This is a genomic window from Hymenobacter qilianensis (assembly GCF_014489555.1).
Lineage (GTDB): Bacteria > Bacteroidota > Bacteroidia > Cytophagales > Hymenobacteraceae > Hymenobacter > Hymenobacter qilianensis.
This window is the reverse complement of record NZ_CP060784.1, coordinates 2171196-2188921: the sequence shown is the minus strand read 5'-3', so window position 1 is coordinate 2188921 and position 17726 is coordinate 2171196. Positions and strand designations below refer to the sequence as shown.

The window sequence follows — 17726 nt, the reverse complement described above, 5'->3', positions numbered from 1 at the left end:
TTTTTTGCTATTCAACTACAAAGGTAATCAAATTGTTAGTCGGAGGTAAAAAACAAAGAACCTGCCCCAACCAGGAACAGGTTCTTTTATAGCTAATTGCTAACTGCTGCTGAGCTAGTTATTCTCAATTACTGTTGCTCTGAGCTGCTGAGCTGAGGCTACGCTGGCACTCTTAATACCACGAACTACCACGGTATAAATCTTACCTGCCGTGTACGTTTTGGTACCTGTACCCGAGCCTGATCCATCACCCACAGAAACTTCCGTTGTAGCCGTAGCTCCCGTTCCCGAAGAAACGCCAAAGTTATAAGAGCCCGGCTCTATTTCTATGAAGGGAGAAGCCGTACCGAAAGCAACATTAAGTACAACACCAGTGCGGCTAATAGGACCAGCCAGCGATAAATCAACGAGATTGGGGGCACTTAACCCCAGATGCACCAACCGGATTTTCGCCTTATTAGCAGCCGGAGCAGTCAAATCATCGGAGACCAGTAACAGCGCGGCCGATCCGATGGTAGCAGCAGGTGAATAAGCAAAGAGCGAATAGTTTTTATCCCGCTCGATAGTACCCGCTTGGCTCACTAAGGTTTGATTAGAACTGACATCGTTGATTTTCAGCGTCCGGGCACCAGCGCTCACGTTGGCGTAGGTGCTGTTTCGGCCATATTCAAGCTGGCCAATCTCGGCGTTGTCAGCAACAATTTTTACTGGCACACTGGCAGCCGCAGCGGCATGAATGGCCATTAACCGGCCGTTGCCGGCATTATCATCATCATCGTCGCCGCAGCCGGAGAAGGCTAGCGCGGCGGCAGGCAGTGTAGCCAGCAGGAGGTAACGGCGAAAAGCAGTTGCGAGAGTTATCATAAGCAAATTAAATGTGGAACCTAAGTAAACTGGCCTCAGAACGTAGGTCTTGGCCCTTTTGTTGAGTTGTTAGCTGAAAGTTTCTGTTCTTACTGAACTAATTCCGCCGCCCTGTAGTCCCTTACCTTTACCTATCTATTGCCTCATACTGCTCTTATGAATCTGCGCCACTTCCACCCTATTGCCTTATTGCTCTGCTTCTTACTAACTTTTAGTGTTGCCCAGGCTCAGCAAACCCCCACCATTTTGCGCCTCAGTCCTGAGGACCAAGGCCGGGGTCTGAATGGCTCCCAAAAGAACTTCTATTTTGCCCCCAGGGCACTAATGAGTATCAGAATGCCGGTTTTTTCGGACAGCGTTTGCGTCCTTATTTGGCCGGCAATACTCAGGCGTTGGAGCACTTAAACAGCTACCGTCGGCAGAAATGGCTGTTTTTGGCGGAGCGCCTGACCTTTGTGGGTGCCTTAGGTTTCTATGGCCAGCAGGTGCTGGCGGACGAAGGTGAGCAGCGCTACTTCAGCAACCCGCAAAAAGTTGCTATAGGTGTAGCGGCGGCTAGCTTGCTGGCTAACGTATTCATCAGCCGTAACACAAATACCCATTTCCAACGGGCAGTAGAAGCCCACAACGCCAGCTGGCCTGCGGCTCGCGGTAGCCTTTTCCAGCGTGTAGCTCCCACTGCTGTAGGCCTTACGGCTGCTCCAACAGGCCAACCTCAGCTCGCTTTGCGCTGGAATTTGCATTAGGTTGCGCTGAAGAGCCCGTTTTTGCGTAAGCATAGCTATGGACTTTCCGCTGCCCGACGCGGCCCGGCAGTACGTTGCCGACCACCTACACCACGACCCCGCCCAACTTGCCCTCCAGGCCCGACGCTTTCCGGGCCTGCCGGTACCCGATCTGGTACGCCAGATTCAGGCGCGCCAGAAGGCCCGCACCAAAATTCCGGCCTGGGCCGATAACCCCGATCTGATTTTTCCCAGCGCAGTGTCTGTCGAGCAGGCTTCTTCGGCCCGCGCGGCGGCTTTTAAAGCAAGCTTGGTGAGCGGACAGCGCCTAGCCGACCTGACTGGTGGCTTTGGCGTTGATACTACGTATTTTGCCAACCGCATACCGGAGGTTCATTACGTAGAGCGCGACCCCAAATTAGTAGCCGTTGTAGAGTATAATCTGGCACAATTGGGGGTTCACAATGTGCAGTGCCATGCCAGCGACGCTGTAAATTTCCTGAAGAACACGCCCGATACGTTTGACTGGATTTACCTCGATCCGGCCCGGCGCGACACGGCTGCCCGCAAGATATTCCGCCTCCATGATTGCGAGCCGGATGTACTTCGCCTGCTGCCTTTGCTACTGCATAAAAGCCGGCGGGTGCTGCTCAAAACGTCGCCTATGCTCGATATTGAGCAGGCTCTTAGTGAGTTGCGCCAGGTTCGTCGCCTGTGGGTGGTAGCCGTTGACAATGAGTGTAAAGAAGTGTTATATGAGCTCGGACCAGAGGCTGCCGTAGATCCGGAGCGCTTTACGGTCAACTTGTTACGGAATGGGCAGCAGCAGGAGTTTCGGCTAAACAGGGCCCGCGAGGCACGCGCCATACCGCGCTACGCTGAGCCCCAACAGTATTTGTACGAGCCTAACGTGGCGGTTCTCAAAGCGGGCGGCTTCAAAAGTATAGGTACTGCCTTTGAGCTGTTGAAGCTTCACCAGCACAGCCACTTATATACCGCCGACACGCTTCGCCCTGACTTTCCAGGCCGTATTTTTCGCATCCGGGCCACTGAGCGCTACGACCGCGACGCCCTCCTCCCCCACCTTGGTCCTGAGGCCCGCGCCCATGTTACGACGCGCAATTTCCCTGACTCCGTAGCCGAGTTTCGTCTGCGCACCGGGATTCGGGAGGGCGGCGACACTTACTTGTTTGCTACCACCGACCTGCGTGGCCGCCTGATGGTGCTGGTGTGCGAGAAAAGCCAAACCGCAGACTTTTCTGACTGGGCAGAATGATCAACTTTTATGATCTGCTCCAAAGTTATTTACTGATATAAAAAAGCCCCCAGAATAATTCTGGGGAGCTTTTTTATATCAGTAAACCAGAAGAAACCTACTTATTCAAAGCCGGACGACTTAGCCGTAGTCAGGCTTTGCTTACCCAAGGGCTGCCAATAATGCGAAAGCGCCAGGGCAGGTTGGCTGCTTCGTAGCCGGCATAAGCCAGGCCTACGCGTGGGCTGCGCCTTACTTGGTCGTCGGAGATTATTTCGCCATGATCTTCCAGCCAAAGCACATCGCCCTGCAAGTCGGTGCCGGTGAGGGCGGGCGTAATGTTTAAGGCCTGCGTAAGCAAGCCCGGACCAGCCGTCAGCTTAGGCGAGACGGTTGTCTGGCCGCGTCGCTGCAGCATTATTTCTACCCCTTGTAATGGCTCAATGGCCCGAATGAGCACGGTATCGGGTTTATGGGCTTCGTTGGTGCTGATGTTGAACAGGGTATGGCGCTGATACACTTGGTAGAGATAAGCGCGGCCACCCGGCTCCCGTAAAGCTTGAGCGTGGGCTCCGCGCCGCTTAATATGCATTGTAAGTGAGTGGTCGCCGACGTGGGAATACGCTTCGGCTTCTACGATGCGGCCACCCGTTAGCTCACCATTCAGGTTCGAAAACACGTGCTTACCGAGCAGCTCGCGGGCAATCTGCACAGGATCGGGGCGACGGTAGAAGCTGGGGGGCAATTTGGTAGCCATTATCTATGCTAAAAGGTCATTTTACGACTTCTATACGGCTACAGACGAGTTTGTATTTGCTTTGCCCGCTGCTCAGTTGGCCGGTCAGGTGTTGTAGTGAAGCGAATGCCGCTATCTTTGCGCCCGTTATAGGTGGCCAGACCCCGATTGTGGGGCGCGGCTGAAAAGGGAATCCCGTTCAAATCGGGAGCTGTCCCCGCAACTGTACGCTTCATTGGAGGGTGGGCCAATCCCCGGCCACTGTTTCGTTGAAAGCTTCTGATCCATCAGAAGTTTGAGAAATGGGAAGGCGGCACCACTCGAAGCAAGCCAGGAGACCTGCCTGTACAAGTTTAATGTTCAGCGCTTTCGGAGGAAAGGCGGAGAACGAATGCAGTGGCTGCTTTGTGCGGCCGGTTTCACCTGTTTTCGGCCTCGGCTTCGCGGTAGTTTTCCTGCTTCAGGAGGGCTTTTGCGGGGTTTTGAACTGAATTTTCCTAAACCGAAAATTTAGTTCGGATCATGAGTACACAAAGATTTTGGCGGCGCTGGCTGCTAACGGCCGTTGGATTGCTGGGGGGCTTTTTGAGTGCATTTCCCTGCCAGGCTCAGTCAAACGCCAATGTAGCTTCCCCTCCCGATTCCAGCCAGCTTTCTGCCGTCCAGCTGCTGCCTGATGTGCGGGTGCAAGCCGCGCGCCCCGGCCGGTTTGCGGTAGGCAGCCGCCTTACCACCCTCGATTCGCTGGCCTTAAGCCAATACCGCACGGGCACGCTTACGGATGTATTGGCGGCGCGCACGCCGTTGTATATCAAGAACTACGGGCCTGGGCAGCTTTCTTCCATTACCATTCGGGGTACGTCGGCCCGGCACACGGCGGTGCTGTGGAATGGCTTCAACATCAACCTACCGTCCCTTGGAGAAGCTGATTTTGCCCTTTTGCCTGCCGGGGCCAATACACGCATAGATGTGCAGCACGGTCCGGCCGGTGCCACCTATGGCACCGGCGCCGTGGGCGGTACCGTACTGCTTTCCTCGCCTATCCGATGGGGATCAGGCACCCAGATAAGCGCCCAACTCGATGCGGGCCAGTATGGCTTGGGCGCAGGCAGCTTGGAAGGTCGCTTCAGCAACCAGAAAGTGGCCGTGCGTACGGCGGCATCCTACCGCGAAGCCCGCAACGATTTTCCCTATAACTCACCCGAAATAACGGGCTTGGTGCAGCGGCGGCAGCAGAATGCCGCAGTGCGCCAGTGGAGCCTGAGCCAGGACGCAACCCTACGCATAGGTGAGCGTGCCGAGCTTACAGCGGCCATCTGGCTTACCGATGCCGACCGCCAGCTTCAGCCTGCCATTGGCTCGGGCAACAACCACGCTCAGGAGCGCGACCAAAGCCGCCGCCTGCTGGCTGGCTACCGCCACGTAGCTTCCGGGCACCATGAGTCGGCGGTGCGGGTGGCGTGGTTTGAAGATGTTATTGATTACCAAAACGACGACCTGACGAGTAATTCGCGGGTCCGAACCACGCAGGCACAAGCCGAGCACACGTTCACTTTCAATCCCAAAGCCAGTCTGCGCTTAGGCGGCGAGGCCCAACACTTCGCGGCCGAAGTAGATGGCTACGGACGGGCAGTGTCCGAAAACCGGTTTTCAGGCTTTGGGCTGCTTCGCTTCGATCCTGTGCCTCGCTTGCAGCTCACGGCCAACCTACGGCAGGCGTTCATCTCAGGTAGGCGGCCACCGCTCGCTCCCACGGTTGGGGCCGAGTGGCAGTTTTGGCAAACGCCGGCTCAGCAGCTTTCGCTAAAGGTGAGTGCCTCGCGCAGCTACCGCGCGCCTACTTTAAACGAGCGTTTCTGGCGTACCGGCGACCCCAACCTTCGCCCCGAAAACGGCCTTGGCTACGAAGCTGGCTTGCGGCATCAGTTCACCAAAAATGCCCCCTGGAATCTGCAAACGGAGCTAACAGCCTATCACCAGTTAGTAGACGACTGGGTACAATGGCTGCCCAACACTCAAGGGGATTACACGCCGCGCAACCTGCGCCAGGTGCGCGCTCGTGGCGTAGAAGCCAGCTCGCAGTTCACCGGGCACTGGGGGGCTTATTTGCTCACGGCTCGGGCAGCGTACGGCTTCACGCAGTCGGAAAAGGTGCAGGGCCGGGCGGAAGATCCTGACCCAGCGGGGCGGCAGCTTCCTTATGTGCCGCTGCATTCGTTTGCCTTCACCACCGACCACAGCTGGCACAAGTGGCAGCTTACCACGGGGCTCACCTTCACCGGCTACCGCTACACCGACGCTTCTGCCGTCGATTTTCTGCCGTCTTACACCCTGCTAAACGCCAGCCTGGGCCGGACGGTGGCTATTGCGCCTACCTGGGCGCTGACGGTGCTGGCCCAAGGCTTCAACCTCACCAACCGCGACTACCAAGTGTACGCCTACCGGGCCATGCCACCCCGCAATGCCGCGCTCAGCCTACGCCTCACGTGGCGCTAATCAAGCTTCCTTTCTTTTTTACTCCTTATTATATGTTCCAACTACATTTTTCTTCTTTTCTAACGCGCACCCTGCTCACGGGTATCGGCGCACTTACTCTATTTGGCTGCGACCCGGAAAGTGATGGTCCGCTAACTGGCCCGCCCGCGCCTGCCGGCACTGGCTCCAACGTGTATGTCGTAAACGAGGGCCAGTTTAATACGCCCAATGGCGCTATCAGCTTATTCAGCAAAACGTCGAGGGCTGTTGTCGATAACAACTTGTTTACCAAGGTAAATGGCCGTATTCTGGGCGATGTGGTGCAGTCGATGACAGTAGTTGGCGACCAGGGCTACATTGTGGTGAATGCCACCGGCAAGGTAGAAGTAGTATCGATGGCCGACTTTAAACAGGTAGCCACCATCGACCGGTTGCAGCAGCCGCGCTATTTAGCGGCCGTAAGCTCGTCAAAAGCTTACCTGTCTGAGTGGATTGAACGGGGCAAGCCAGGCCGAGTGGCAGTTATAGATCTGCGCACGAATACCGTAACCAAGTCTATTGCAGTGGGCCGACAGCCCGAGCAGCTGCTGCTAGCTAATGGCCGATTGTACGTCGCAAACTCGGATGAAAACACCATCAGCATTATCAATCCTACTTCCGATGCGGTAGAAGCCACCGTTCAGGTGCAAGATGGACCCAGCAGTTTGGCGCAGGATAAGAACGGCAATATCTGGGTAGGCTGTGGTGGCATCACTCGCTACGATCCAGTCACGTTTGCGGTGCTTTCTTCAACTAACGGCAGCTTGGTTCGCTTTGCCCCAGGCAGCCCCACCAATCAAACTGTACTTCCGTTCGCCAGTGGCGGCCCCAGCAATCTGGTTATTAATGGGGCCAAGGACCAGCTATATTATAGTTATAAGAGCGCCGTATATCAGCTTAGCGCAAGCGCCACAATGCTACCGGCTACGCCTCTTGTGCGACGTAACTTCTACGGCTTAGGCATTGATCCGCAGGACAACACGATTTACGGGTCTATTGCTCCTTTCACGACTACCGGTAAGGTTATCCGCTACCAACCCACGGGCGCGGCCATCGATTCATTTGGCGTAAACATCGGTCCGAACAGCTTTGTGTTTTATTAAATAGTAAAATCCAGCTCTCAGACACAGAAAAGCCCCCAGACGATGGTCTGGGGGGCTTTTCTGTGCTTTGTCAGTTACTGAGGGCCGGCCTTGCCGTCTACGTTTTCGTCGCGGCGGTCATCAGCTTCGTCATACACCTGCTTGCCGGTTTTTACGGTTGAGGTGTCGGCCGTGGCGCCGTTGGTGGCAGCATCGGAAGTCGTGTAAAGCTTATCGTCCGGGTCGTTGGCATCCGACTTATTTTCGTTTACCTGCTCCTTCGCGGAGCCGCTTTCTACGTTGGTTTCGCCTGGGTCAGTGCCGGTGCTGCAACCGGTGAGCGAAACAGCAAAAATGCCCCCCAGGAGCAAAATTCGAGACAAAAAGGAAGTTTTCATGAGTTGGGTGCAAGGATATACAAGGCAATAAAAGGGGTTAGGCTATGATACGGTAGTTTGGGGTGGTAGTTGGTTTTCGACGCCTACGATACCAAGTCGAACTAGAAAAATTAAATGGATGTATGTACATTAGAATTCGCAAACCGAACCTCAACCCTTCGCTTATGCTCATTTCCTCGGCCCCACTCACTGCTGCGCGTCGCTCTTCTGCGCTCAGGGCCTCAGCAAGGCAACTGGCCAGCGAGCACCGCACATCCGGGCCCGAGCAGTTGCCAGTATTTGCTTATTCAGTTGAGGAATCTGAGGGGCGCACTGACCAGTCTGTCCTTTTTCGTTCGGAATATCCTATCTTGAGGGCTGCCTATCAGTCCGATGGCAAAAACAGCATCCCCGGGCATATTTGTCCGGATGCTACATTTACCGAATTAGGTACCTGGGGCTCATGCCCCGCATCTGCCGAGACTTTATTTTACCGTTTGCAAGCCAGATTTGGCTTGCCTGTCACGCAGCTTGTCAAGCAAACAGATACCTGGTCTGATAACGACCAGGAACAACCCTTACAACACGAGCTACCGGGCTGGGTAGCCGCGTGGAAAGCTCAAAAGTTCTAGAAACAATATCTTTGTCGTTCTGCTTACACTTTTGCAATGCCCGCCAGTCGCTCTGTACTAGTCACTTATCGCCCCTTATTGCGCCGTACGGGCATAATAGCCGGGATAAGTCTATTACTCGCCGTTTTGCTGGTTGTCTACGTATTCGGTGTACAAAATGAATTGTTGGTCCGTGTGTTTGGCGCGTTTTTTTTATTTTTCTGGCTCTTAGCCGTTACCTTTTTAGGTGTTGTCCCCTTCATTAATTGGGCAGCAGCTAACTGGTTCGGTCCGGGTTGGGCAGTAAATCAGCCTAAATCCGATCAGCGTGCGCGTTCTGTTGCAGTTCCTAACTCACCTTCGCGGAAGCCGGCTCGTTCGGCCCCGCGTTCAGACCAAAAACCAAAACCTCGCCCGTGAAAACTACGCTGCTCTACATTAAAAACATGGTTTGCCCACGTTGCATTGAAGCCGTGCACCACGTCCTCGAACAGGCTGGGTATCAACCTACTGAAGTCAAATTGGGCCATGCCCAGCTGAAGCACACCACCCCCGTCGACCCTGCTGCGGTAGCGCCTCTGCTGCGCGAAGCTGGCTTCGACGTGCTGACGGGTCGTGCCGAGCAGCTTACCGAGCAAATAAAAACGTCCTTAGCTGAATATCTGGAGCACCTGCGCACCGCGCGCATGCCGCTCACCACGTCGGCTTTCCTCACCGACCGGTTTTCGGCTACGTATTCGCACTTAAGCAAAGTTTTTTCGCGCACCGCCAACCTCACCATTGAGAAGTACCTGATTCGCCTCAAAATTGAGCGCGTCAAGGAGATGTTGAGTTACGGCGAGCTGACGCTCAGCGAAATAGCTGACCACATGCGCTACAGCAGCGGTCAGCATCTGAGCAATCAGTTTCGGCAGGTAACGGGCCGCTCTGTCAGCGAATTCCGCCGCGACCTGATGCCGAAGCGTATGTCACTGGACGAATTATAGGAAGGCTGGGGGCTTTTTTGCCCCCCAGCGTCCGCGTTCAGCGGTCCGAAGCCCAGTAATTCGCGCAAAACAAGGATAACATGACGGAACGGATTCGCGCGCTGTCATGGTTCGGTATCTTTATGCCCTTTTCCGTTGTTCTGCCGTCGTGACCAGCCTTCGTATTCTTCTCGTAACCCCGCCGCTTACCCAGCTCAACACGCCATATCCGGCTACTGCTTACCTGAAAGGCTTTCTGAGCGCACGCGGTTACGCCAGCACGCAGGCCGATTTAGGCCTGGAGCTGGTACTGAAGCTTTTTTCGCAGGCCGGGCTACGGCGTGTATTTTCGGCTATCGAAGCTGGCAGCTTTGAGCTTTCGGATAATGCCCGCCGGATGGTGCGGCTGCAACACAGCTATCTGGCTACCATTGAGCCGGTTATTCGGTTTTTGCAGAACAAGGACAACACGCTGGCCCCGCGCATCTGTCACGGTCGGTTTCTGCCCGAAGCCTCTCGCTTCGACAACGTAGCCGACCTTGATACGGCCTTTGGCACCATGGGCCTCACCGATCAGGCGCGCCACTTGGCCACGCTTTATATGGAAGACCTCGCTGACTTAATAAAAGAGACGGTAGGGCCGCAGTTTGGCTTTTCGCGCTACGCCGAAAAACTGGCTATGTCGGCCACCAGCTTCGAGCCGCTGTATGAGGCGCTGCAAGCTCCGCCCAACCTGTTGGATCAGCTGCTGCTGGAATCGTTTGATGACCTTGTAGCCCGCACGGAGCCCGATGTAGTTGGTTTCACGGTGCCGTTTCCGGGCAATCTATATGGAGCGCTACGCTTGGCTGGGCGCCTAAAAGAGCTACGGCCGAACGCCAAAACGCTTATGGGCGGCGGCTACCCCAACACCGAGCTACGTCAGATAAAGGAGCCGCGTTTCTTCGATTACATCGACTATCTCACGCTCGACGATGGCGAAGGTCCGTGGCTACGGCTGCTGGAGTATATCGAGCAAGAGCATATTGACCGTCATGCTGAGCAGAGCGAAGCATCTCGCGTGTTAAGTGGAACTACTACTCTCACATCAGCACGCGAGATACTTTGCGTTGCTCAGCATGTCCGTCCTTCAAACAAAAATTCTTTTCAACGCACCTTCCTGCGCAATGAAGCAGGTGAGGTAGAATACTGTAATAACACCGAAGCTCCGAATATCCCGCACCACGAAGTAGGAACGCCTGACTACAGCGACTTGCCGCTGAGTGAGTACCTGTCGGTGATAGAGGTGCTGAACCCCATGCATCGGCTGTGGAGCGATGGCCGCTGGAATAAGCTCACTGTTGCACATGGCTGCTACTGGAAGCGCTGCTCTTTCTGCGACGTCACGCTCGACTACATTTCCCGGTACGAAACCGCCCCCGCCGCTCTACTCGCCGACCGCATAGAGCAGATTGTGCGGCAAACCGGCCAAACTGGTTTTCACTTCGTGGATGAAGCCGCACCGCCCTTAGCCCTGCGCGATCTGGCGGTGGAGTTGCTGAAGCGTCGGACCAACATTACCTGGTGGGGCAATATTCGATTCGAGAAAACCTTCACTCCGGACCTGTGCCGCTTGCTGGCGGCCTCGGGCTGCATTGCCGTATCGGGTGGCCTGGAAGTAGCGTCTGATAGGCTGCTGGCGCTGATGGAAAAAGGCGTAACCATTGCCCAGGTAGCCCGAGTGACCGATGGATTTACGCAGGCGGGCATCATGGTGCACGCCTATCTGATGTATGGTTTCCCGACCCAAACCGCTCAGGAAACAATTGATTCGCTGGAAGTAGTGCGCCAGCTATTTGCGGCGGGTGTCATTCAATCGGGCTACTGGCACCGCTTTTCCATGACGGCGCATAGCCCCGTGGGGAAGAATCCGGCGAAGTACAAAGTGGTGCCCATTGGTCCGGAGCCCGGCGACTTTGCCTGGAATGACCTTTGGCACGACGACCCCACCGGCGCCGACCACGAGCAGTTTGGGCCCGGCTTGGCGAAAGCGCTCTACAATTATCTGCACGGGGTGAATCTGGCGGAACCGCTCTCCTTCTGGTTCGACTTCAAAGTACCGCGCCCTACGCTACCGCGCCACCTGATTCAGCAGGCCGTGCAGGAAGCACCCAAACCAGATTTTGCCAAGCAGAATCTGCGCTTGTTCTGGCTCGGTAACGCTCCGGAACTTCGGCTGGAATCAGGTAAAAAAGCCCCCCAGGCCGTATTAACTTTTTACGAGCAAGCCGAGGACTTCGAAATAAAGACGACGCCCGCCATTGGCCAATGGCTGCAAACCCTGCTTACCCAGCTCACCACCGACTACGACACAAAAGTGCTGCTAAAAGAGGCGGCCAGCAGTTTCCCAGTAGCCGAGTCGGGCCTTTCCTTCGAGCGTTTCCTGAGTTCAGGCACTTGGCTGAAGCTCCGGGAAAAAGGTTTGCTGCTGTTTTAAGGGCGTATAAGTCTAAAATTGCCCCCCACGCCTTTATTAGCGCTCCAGCCGCTCGCGCAGCCAAGCGGTGAGGTCGTCCACGTAGCCGGGCACCGGGCGCGGCCATTGCCATTTACCATTCTGAGTTCCGGCTGGTAGCAACAGCTGCTGATCGGCGCCAGCGTATACCCGCACCACCGAGCCCCGACGGCGACCCGCATTTCCTCGTAGTCGGTTGGCACTGGCTTGCACGTTGAGGGTCGTATCGGCCCCGCCATACAGGAGCAACACCGGTACGCGCACCTGCTCCCAAACTGCTCTCGGGTCGAAAACCAACTCCTGCCACTTAGGCTGTGTCAATTCATCTTTGCCCGGTACCCAAGTGGGCAGGCCGGTAGTGGCAGCCCACGGCTGGGGGGCAATTTTGCGCAGATTGCGGTGCAGCTTCGTCGTATCACCTCGTCCTTCGCGGCGTACATACTGCTCCAGCTGGGTGCGGGCCAGCGCGACTAGTCGGCGGTCGGCCACGCTGGCATCCTGCTGCCGAAGCTTACGGTCAATCTCTTCGGCCTCTTTGGCCGCGTTGGAAGTTCCGGGCGCGCCAAGCGCCACCACGTATTTTATTAAGCTGTTCTCCTTATCATCTCGGCTGGTTGCCATGGCTAGCGCCGTAGCGCCACTGCCGCTGCCGACCAAGCCAATCTGCGTGGTATCGACGCCCGCAACGCGCTTCAGTGCCCGGGCAGCCGCCAACACATCTGCGGCCAATGAATCAGGACTAACACCCGTGGCAGCCGCAGCCGGGCGGCCAGCTACCAGCATAACGACCACGCCGCGCCGCGCCAACAGATCAGTAAGAATGTGCATAGCCAGCGGCATGCGCTGGGGGGCATTTTGCAGGAGCACCACGGCCGGATGCACCTGTAGCGTATCATCGGGCAGCAGAACAATAGCCGGCAACATCCTTCCGCCACTGCGCACGCGCAACGGCTGTTCGAGATAAGGCAACGGCTCGGCATCTCCGCGGCGCACCATCAGGATTTCAGCCGCCGTGCTGTCAGCCGTAAATTTCCCTTTCAGAAAATCGCCTTCCCGCGTCAGATTGATTGTAAAATCAGAGGTTGCGCCCGTGGCCCAGCGTACCGTGAGGCGCGGATGCTGATAAGTTATCTGCTGGGCAGGTAAGCTTAAGTTCTGACGATCAGCCAGGCGCACCTCGCCTTGCAGCTGGCCCGGCTTTACTTCCCGCAAATCAAGCATAGCGCGCAGCTCGGTGCCTTGGTAGGTAATTGGGCCCTCAAAATGCCCGGTAGGTGGCGGCAGACTCGCCGCTTCACGCCCATCGGTAGAGCAGCCACTGAGTAGAGAAACCAGCAGAAATGGCAGCCACCAATGGCTCAGCTTAGCCGATGAAACAGAATACAAAGAGGTGGCGCGCCGGTCTTTTCGCACAGCAGAAGGGTTGGTGAGCAATACGACAAAGTAACGCAGTTGGCGCGGAAGACGCACTTGCACTTTGTCTACTGGCTTATTGAACTGCTGAGCAAGTATGGTAAATGACCACTTAGATCACGGGCACAGCCAAGCAGTCTGGGGGGCTTTTATAACCCTTTGCGCAGAATCAAATCGTTTTGCACGTCATCCCCCAACTGGAAAGCGTGGCGGCCTATCTCCTTGAAACCAAACCGCTTGTAGAACTCCACTGCCCGGCGGTTATGCTCCCACACACCCAGTACGATGGTGCGGCAGTTGTGCGTTCGCGCTTCTTCTATCGCCCGACGCATGAGCGTAGCCCCTAGTCCGGTGCCAAGCCAATCTTCGCGCACATACAAACGCTCAATTTCCAGACGACCTGTTGCTGGCTTTCCTTCTTCAAGACCCAAAACGGAGTTGAGCGCTAACTTGGTGTACCCCACCAGCTCCTGCTGCATATGGGCCAGCAGAAACGTGGTCTGCGGATTTTGCAGCTCCATCAGTTGCTTTTCCGCAGTAAAGTTTTCGGCTATGTAAGCGGCCATGTCCTCCGGCCGATTGTCGGCGGCGAAAGTAGCCTGGAAGGTTTGGCGCCCTAATTCAGCTAGTTGAGCAGCCACCGGAGCGGTACGTTTGGCCACTGTAATGCGGAGCGGAGAAGACATAGTAAGCCAGGAGTAAAGACGGTGCAAAGCTACACCGTAAGCAGGCAGCAGCTACTAAATCAGGAAATGGAATGGTCGCCAGGCTCGTCGGAAGCCTTGCCATCACGCCGCATTCGCCAGCCAAAACGGATCATGAGCACCGCCACTACCAAGGCTATCACGCTCATCGTGAGGCGAAATGCATCCACGGTTCCACTCTGCCAAGCAGCATAATGGCCCGGCAGACGGATAAGCTGAAGCACAAACAGCGTGACTCCTGCTATCAAATACAAATAGCTACGCGAACGGTTAGCCGGCAAATCAGCCATAGCGGATGCATTCAAAGATAAACGACCAAAAAAAGCCCCCTAAGAGCAATTCAGGAACACAGGCACTGCCCTAACGCATCACCTTCCCTACCCGATACGCGCGGTAGTTGCAAATTGATTTATGCAACGTATTTTTGTTCTACCAATCCCCCGCGAGAGTAGCTCAGTTGGTAGAGCATCAGCTTCCCAAGCTGAGGGTCGCGAGTTCGAACCTCGTTTCTCGCTCATTCACAAAAAAGCCCCAGTAGCGCTGCTGGGGGGCTTTTTTATTTGGTGATTAGGGAAGCACACTCACTCTTTTCTCCTGACAGTGAACACCTGGTTTCTATCACGGTGAATAACTGGTTGAAAGCGTCGGTTAGGGAGGCTGAGAATGGGTCACGTGCCGACGGGCATGGCAGCATGGGGCAGATGAATGAAAAAGGTTGTGCCCGCGCCGGCCTGGCTGTGCACCTCGACGCGGCCGTCGGCATTCTCCACCATCTTTTTGACCATGTACAGCCCGATGCCCGAGCCCTCCACGTGGTCGTGGAAGCGCTGGAACATCGTAAAGAGCTTGGGTAGGTGGGTGGCCGCAATGCCCAAACCGTTGTCGTGCACCTCCAGCACCGTGAAGCCCGTACGGACGTGGGCCCGTACGTCGATGTGGGGCGTACGATCCGGAGATCTGTATTTGATGGCGTTGCTCAGGAGGTTGTAAACGACCGAACGTAGATTCTTCTCGGGGAAGAGCACCGGCGGAAAATCGGTTACTTCCACCCGTAAGCGGGCCCCACTTGCTTGGATAAGGGGAGCCAAGTCTTGGCGCACATCCTCCACGATCACCGCTAAGTCAACCGCCGTCGTGGCGGGTGCGTGTTCTTTTTGCAGCTTGCTGACCTCGGTCAGGTGCTCGATAGTACGCTTGAAGCGTTCCACCGACTCGCCCATCAGCGCCAGCGTCGGTTCGACATATGCCCCCTGAGCCACGTCGGGCGGCAGGTCGGCGCGCAGCAGCTGTAGCAAGCCCTCGATGTTGGAAATGGGCGCTTTTAGATCATGGGAGGCCGCATAAATGAAGTTATCTAAGTCCACGTTCGTGCGCCGCAGCTGCTCGTTGGCCTGCTTGAGGTCGGTGATGTCGATGGCTGAGCCCACGTAGCCGTAGAGTTCCCCATTTGCCAGGAAACTCGGGGCGCCCTGGGCCAGCAGCCAGCGGTACTGTCCGTCGTGGTGCCGCATGCGATGCTCCAGGATGTATGCCTGCCCCTGCCCGATGGCTTCCGACAACGTGTGCTGGGTCAACTCCAGTTCGTCGGGGTGCAGGTATGGCCCCCAACCTGTACGGATGTACTGCTGCTCATTTTCCAAGCCGACAAAGTCGAGAAAGGCGCGGTTGACGTAGCGAATGGATGAATCCGGGTGCACGGCCCAGACCATATTTGGGGCGGCGTCGGCCATGATGCGGAAGCGGGCCTCGCTTTCCTGCAACGCCGACAGGATGTGCTTTTGCTCCGTGACATCGCGGGCAACCATCAACAGATGGGGTTGGTTTTCCAGCTGTAAGCTGACCGCGCTGATTTCCACGGGATAGATGTGGCCGTCTTTGCGCCGGTGCTGGGTTTCAAATAGCGGGATATGTTCCTGTTGCTGCGCCCGGGCAAATAGCTGGTTGAAGGCTTCCTCCTGGTAAATCGGGTCGATGTCGGGCACGCGCAGGTCCCTCATTTCCTCGGCCGTGTAACCCCACGCTTCCAGAGCCCGTCGGTTGAGATAGGCAAAGGTGGCGTCTGCACGAATAAGGATGAACGGGTCCCGGGCCTGGTCGGCCATAAACTTAAACCGTTTGAGCTCCTCGCGGCTTTCCTCGATGCTCCGGCGGGCCTGTACCTGCTCCGTCACGTCGAAGCCAAAAACCAGTACGCCGTCAATATGACCCTGCTCGTCGTAGCGGGGCTGCAGAACGTAGTTAAAGTAGCGATCCTCCAGCACCCCGTCTTTGATGCGCGCTAAGGGGGTATGCAGAGCCTGCTGCCAGCTGGTTTCGCCTGTTTCGAACACCTGCTGCATGGTGATGTACGTGGCATGATCGACCAGTTCCGGCAAGGCTTCCCGCAAGGGCTTGCCCAGCAGTTCGCGCTCTGGGAAGAATTGCTGATAGATGGGGTTAACCAGTTCGAAGACCAGCTCCGCTCCGCCTAGGATGCAGATGGCCGCTGGAGCCTGCATAAATAGGCGTTCTAGGCGCTGGCCTTGCTCGCGTACCTGCTGGGTGCGTTCCTGCACGCGAGCTTCCAGCTCCCGGTTGAGCTGCTCGGCCTGCAAGCGGGCTCGTACTTGCTCGGTCACGTCGGTTCCGATGGACAGAATGCCGATGATACGACCATCGGGCTCGCGTTCGGGCTCAAACACGAAATTCCAGTACACCACCTCCACTTGCCCGTGGCGGTTGATGGGCGTGGGCAACTCGTGGGCAGTATAGGGCGTGCCGGTGCTGAACACCCGGTCAAAGATGGCCACCACGTTGGGGTCTGCCGCTTCGGGCAAGATCTCGAACACGGGTCGGTGCAGCACGTCGGCGAGCGGGCGGTCCCAGATGGCCAGCGTTGTGGCATTGGCCATCTCCACGCGGTGCTGCGGCCCGCGGTAGACCGCCACCGCCATGGGTGCCTGGGCCATAAAGTCCCGAAACTCGTTGCGCTGATGTTCGGCTTGGACGCGGGCCTCTTGCTCGCGGGCCTGGCTTTCCCGTAGGGCAATTTCGACGGGCGTGCGGGGCTGATCGGCCGTGTCCGTGAAGCTCACCAATAGGCCTTGCCCGGAGCGCCGCGCCGCGAGGCGGTAGTAGTTGTCGTAGCCGTCAGCCTGGTAGTTGATGTTGTATTCGCGCGGCTCGCCGGTGACGAAGGCATCAACGTGAAAAGCAAACGTGCCATGGGCTTCACTCTGGGGCCACTGCTGCTTGTGGGTCACGGTGGGCCGTTCGGGCATCCGCATCATGCGCTGGGCCGCCGGATTGAGGTAGGTGAAGGTGAAATCAGTAATTTCCCCCGCCGCATTGAAGAGGGGAGTATAGAATATGACACCCGTGAGCGAGACAGCCAGCAGGTCGCGGAGCAGATCGTCTGGGGGAGCCAGGGAATTGAAAGCCGCGGGGGGAAGAGAGTTAGCAGAGGTTGGGGTCGTGGGCATAACTTCTGCGCGGGAAAGCGGACGGGTAGGAAGAGAGCTTAAAGCTACGAGAGTTTCGGTAGTCACCGTGCCCAACGAGACTGTAAAATGTCCGCGGGGCAGCACCATCGTCGAGCTTCAACGGGCGCGATGGCAACCGGGATTCCGGTCACTGAATGGCCTTTCTTCCTGGCGCACCATGCGGTAGAAATTCCCGACTACCGGACCGCGTCGTAATTCCTCAGGCCTATAGTCTAAGGCTCCTCCGTTGCACCCTCCTGCCAGCCCCAATACGAAGCCTGCGGCATGGCACTCCTCCTGGCTGTCCGCTCACTTCACATTTCTCGCTCAAACCTAAAAATGCCCCCAGCGCGCTGGGGGCATTTTTAGGTTTACTTTCCACTGGGTTATAAGCAAAGGCGGCTTTCCCGTACCGACGGCTTGCAGGTAAGCAACCCCAGACGGCCACCTGATGGTGGAGCAACGAAACAGGACGCCTGTACATGTCAGGAACATGACCGGGCATAATGACTGCTGATCTGCAAC

The 17726-nt window shown here is 56.5% G+C and carries 14 protein-coding genes, 1 tRNA gene and 1 riboswitch; of the genes, 8 read left to right on the top strand and 7 right to left on the bottom strand.

Annotated features, from left to right (window positions below):
* Positions 1 to 114 precede the first annotated feature (114 nt).
* Positions 115 to 864 carry a DUF4397 domain-containing protein gene (locus H9L05_RS10110; RefSeq protein WP_187734046.1) on the bottom strand — a complete coding sequence of 250 codons (750 nt, stop codon included), beginning with the start codon at positions 862 to 864 and terminating at the stop codon, positions 115 to 117.
* A 359-nt stretch (positions 865 to 1223) separates the two neighbouring features.
* Here H9L05_RS10110 and H9L05_RS10105 point away from each other — a divergent pair, with 359 nt between their 5' ends.
* Positions 1224 to 1610 (top strand): hypothetical protein, encoded by a 387-nt coding sequence (locus tag H9L05_RS10105; protein WP_187734045.1) that lies wholly within the window; start codon positions 1224 to 1226, stop codon positions 1608 to 1610.
* A 37-nt stretch (positions 1611 to 1647) separates the two neighbouring features.
* Positions 1648 to 2865, top strand: coding sequence for a class I SAM-dependent methyltransferase (locus H9L05_RS10100; RefSeq protein WP_187734044.1), 1218 nt, complete (start codon positions 1648 to 1650; stop codon positions 2863 to 2865).
* Between the two features lie 130 nt (positions 2866 to 2995).
* On the opposite strand, the gene H9L05_RS10095 is transcribed toward H9L05_RS10100, so the two are convergent.
* On the bottom strand, positions 2996 to 3601 hold the full coding sequence (locus tag H9L05_RS10095; RefSeq protein ID WP_187734043.1) for a DNA-3-methyladenine glycosylase: 606 nt from the start codon (positions 3599 to 3601) through the stop codon (positions 2996 to 2998).
* A 113-nt stretch (positions 3602 to 3714) separates the two neighbouring features.
* Positions 3715 to 3941: riboswitch (cobalamin riboswitch) on the top strand.
* 161 nt (positions 3942 to 4102) lie between these two features.
* Here H9L05_RS10095 and H9L05_RS10090 point away from each other — a divergent pair.
* Entirely contained in the window at positions 4103 to 6076 is a 1974-nt protein-coding gene (locus tag H9L05_RS10090) for a TonB-dependent receptor plug domain-containing protein (protein WP_187734042.1), read from the top strand.
* A gap of 32 nt (positions 6077 to 6108) precedes the next feature.
* Positions 6109 to 7197 (top strand): DUF5074 domain-containing protein, encoded by a 1089-nt coding sequence (locus H9L05_RS10085; protein ID WP_187734041.1) that lies wholly within the window; start codon positions 6109 to 6111, stop codon positions 7195 to 7197.
* A 74-nt stretch (positions 7198 to 7271) separates the two neighbouring features.
* Here the strand turns inward: H9L05_RS10085 and H9L05_RS10080 are convergent, their stop codons facing one another.
* Positions 7272 to 7574, bottom strand: coding sequence for a hypothetical protein (locus tag H9L05_RS10080; RefSeq protein WP_187734040.1), 303 nt, complete (start codon positions 7572 to 7574; stop codon positions 7272 to 7274).
* Positions 7575 to 7738: 164 nt separating this feature from the next.
* Between H9L05_RS10080 and H9L05_RS10075 the strand changes: the two genes are divergently transcribed.
* The 3 genes from H9L05_RS10075 to H9L05_RS10065 all read left to right on the top strand — a co-directional run bounded on the left by H9L05_RS10075 (position 7739) and on the right by H9L05_RS10065 (position 11605).
* Positions 7739 to 8185: a thioredoxin family protein gene (locus H9L05_RS10075; protein ID WP_187734039.1), complete on the top strand. Its 447-nt coding sequence runs from the start codon at positions 7739 to 7741 to the stop codon at positions 8183 to 8185.
* 395 nt (positions 8186 to 8580) lie between these two features.
* The gene (locus H9L05_RS10070; protein ID WP_187734038.1) at positions 8581 to 9150 is read left to right on the top strand and encodes a helix-turn-helix domain-containing protein; all 570 of its coding nucleotides are present in this window, start codon (positions 8581 to 8583) and stop codon (positions 9148 to 9150) included.
* Between the two features lie 106 nt (positions 9151 to 9256).
* Positions 9257 to 11605 (top strand): B12-binding domain-containing radical SAM protein, encoded by a 2349-nt coding sequence (locus H9L05_RS10065; protein WP_187734037.1) that lies wholly within the window; start codon positions 9257 to 9259, stop codon positions 11603 to 11605.
* A gap of 36 nt (positions 11606 to 11641) precedes the next feature.
* Here the strand turns inward: H9L05_RS10065 and H9L05_RS10060 are convergent, their stop codons facing one another.
* The 3 genes from H9L05_RS10060 to H9L05_RS10050 form a co-directional block, all read right to left on the bottom strand.
* Positions 11642 to 13099 carry an alpha/beta hydrolase family protein gene (locus H9L05_RS10060; protein ID WP_187734036.1) on the bottom strand — a complete coding sequence of 486 codons (1458 nt, stop codon included), beginning with the start codon at positions 13097 to 13099 and terminating at the stop codon, positions 11642 to 11644.
* 86 nt (positions 13100 to 13185) lie between these two features.
* On the bottom strand, positions 13186 to 13722 hold the full coding sequence (locus H9L05_RS10055; RefSeq protein ID WP_187734035.1) for a GNAT family N-acetyltransferase: 537 nt from the start codon (positions 13720 to 13722) through the stop codon (positions 13186 to 13188).
* Between the two features lie 59 nt (positions 13723 to 13781).
* The gene (locus H9L05_RS10050) at positions 13782 to 14030 is read right to left on the bottom strand and encodes a hypothetical protein (protein WP_187309837.1); all 249 of its coding nucleotides are present in this window, start codon (positions 14028 to 14030) and stop codon (positions 13782 to 13784) included.
* 152 nt (positions 14031 to 14182) lie between these two features.
* Between H9L05_RS10050 and H9L05_RS10045 the strand changes: the two genes are divergently transcribed.
* Positions 14183 to 14255, top strand: a tRNA-Gly gene (locus H9L05_RS10045).
* 153 nt (positions 14256 to 14408) lie between these two features.
* Here H9L05_RS10045 and H9L05_RS10040 read toward each other — a convergent pair.
* Positions 14409 to 17201: a PAS domain-containing sensor histidine kinase gene (locus H9L05_RS10040; protein ID WP_187734034.1), complete on the bottom strand. Its 2793-nt coding sequence runs from the start codon at positions 17199 to 17201 to the stop codon at positions 14409 to 14411.
* Positions 17202 to 17726: the final 525 nt, after the last annotated feature.

Excerpts from the sequence above, each read along its gene's own strand:
- H9L05_RS10050 (WP_187309837.1), bottom strand. The coding sequence starts at position 14,030 with ATGGCTGATTTGCCGGCTAACCGTTCGCGTAGCTATTTGTATTTGATA.
- H9L05_RS10065 (WP_187734037.1), top strand. The coding sequence starts at position 9,257 with ATGGTTCGGTATCTTTATGCCCTTTTCCGTTGTTCTGCCGTCGTGACC.
- H9L05_RS10085 (WP_187734041.1), top strand. The coding sequence starts at position 6,109 with ATGTTCCAACTACATTTTTCTTCTTTTCTAACGCGCACCCTGCTCACG.
- H9L05_RS10110 (WP_187734046.1), bottom strand. The coding sequence starts at position 864 with ATGATAACTCTCGCAACTGCTTTTCGCCGTTACCTCCTGCTGGCTACA.
- H9L05_RS10055 (WP_187734035.1), bottom strand. The coding sequence starts at position 13,722 with ATGTCTTCTCCGCTCCGCATTACAGTGGCCAAACGTACCGCTCCGGTG.
- H9L05_RS10095 (WP_187734043.1), bottom strand. The coding sequence starts at position 3,601 with ATGGCTACCAAATTGCCCCCCAGCTTCTACCGTCGCCCCGATCCTGTG.
- H9L05_RS10075 (WP_187734039.1), top strand. The coding sequence starts at position 7,739 with ATGCTCATTTCCTCGGCCCCACTCACTGCTGCGCGTCGCTCTTCTGCG.
- H9L05_RS10090 (WP_187734042.1), top strand. The coding sequence starts at position 4,103 with ATGAGTACACAAAGATTTTGGCGGCGCTGGCTGCTAACGGCCGTTGGA.
- H9L05_RS10040 (WP_187734034.1), bottom strand. The coding sequence starts at position 17,201 with ATGCCCACGACCCCAACCTCTGCTAACTCTCTTCCCCCCGCGGCTTTC.
- H9L05_RS10080 (WP_187734040.1), bottom strand. The coding sequence starts at position 7,574 with ATGAAAACTTCCTTTTTGTCTCGAATTTTGCTCCTGGGGGGCATTTTT.
- H9L05_RS10100 (WP_187734044.1), top strand. The coding sequence starts at position 1,648 with ATGGACTTTCCGCTGCCCGACGCGGCCCGGCAGTACGTTGCCGACCAC.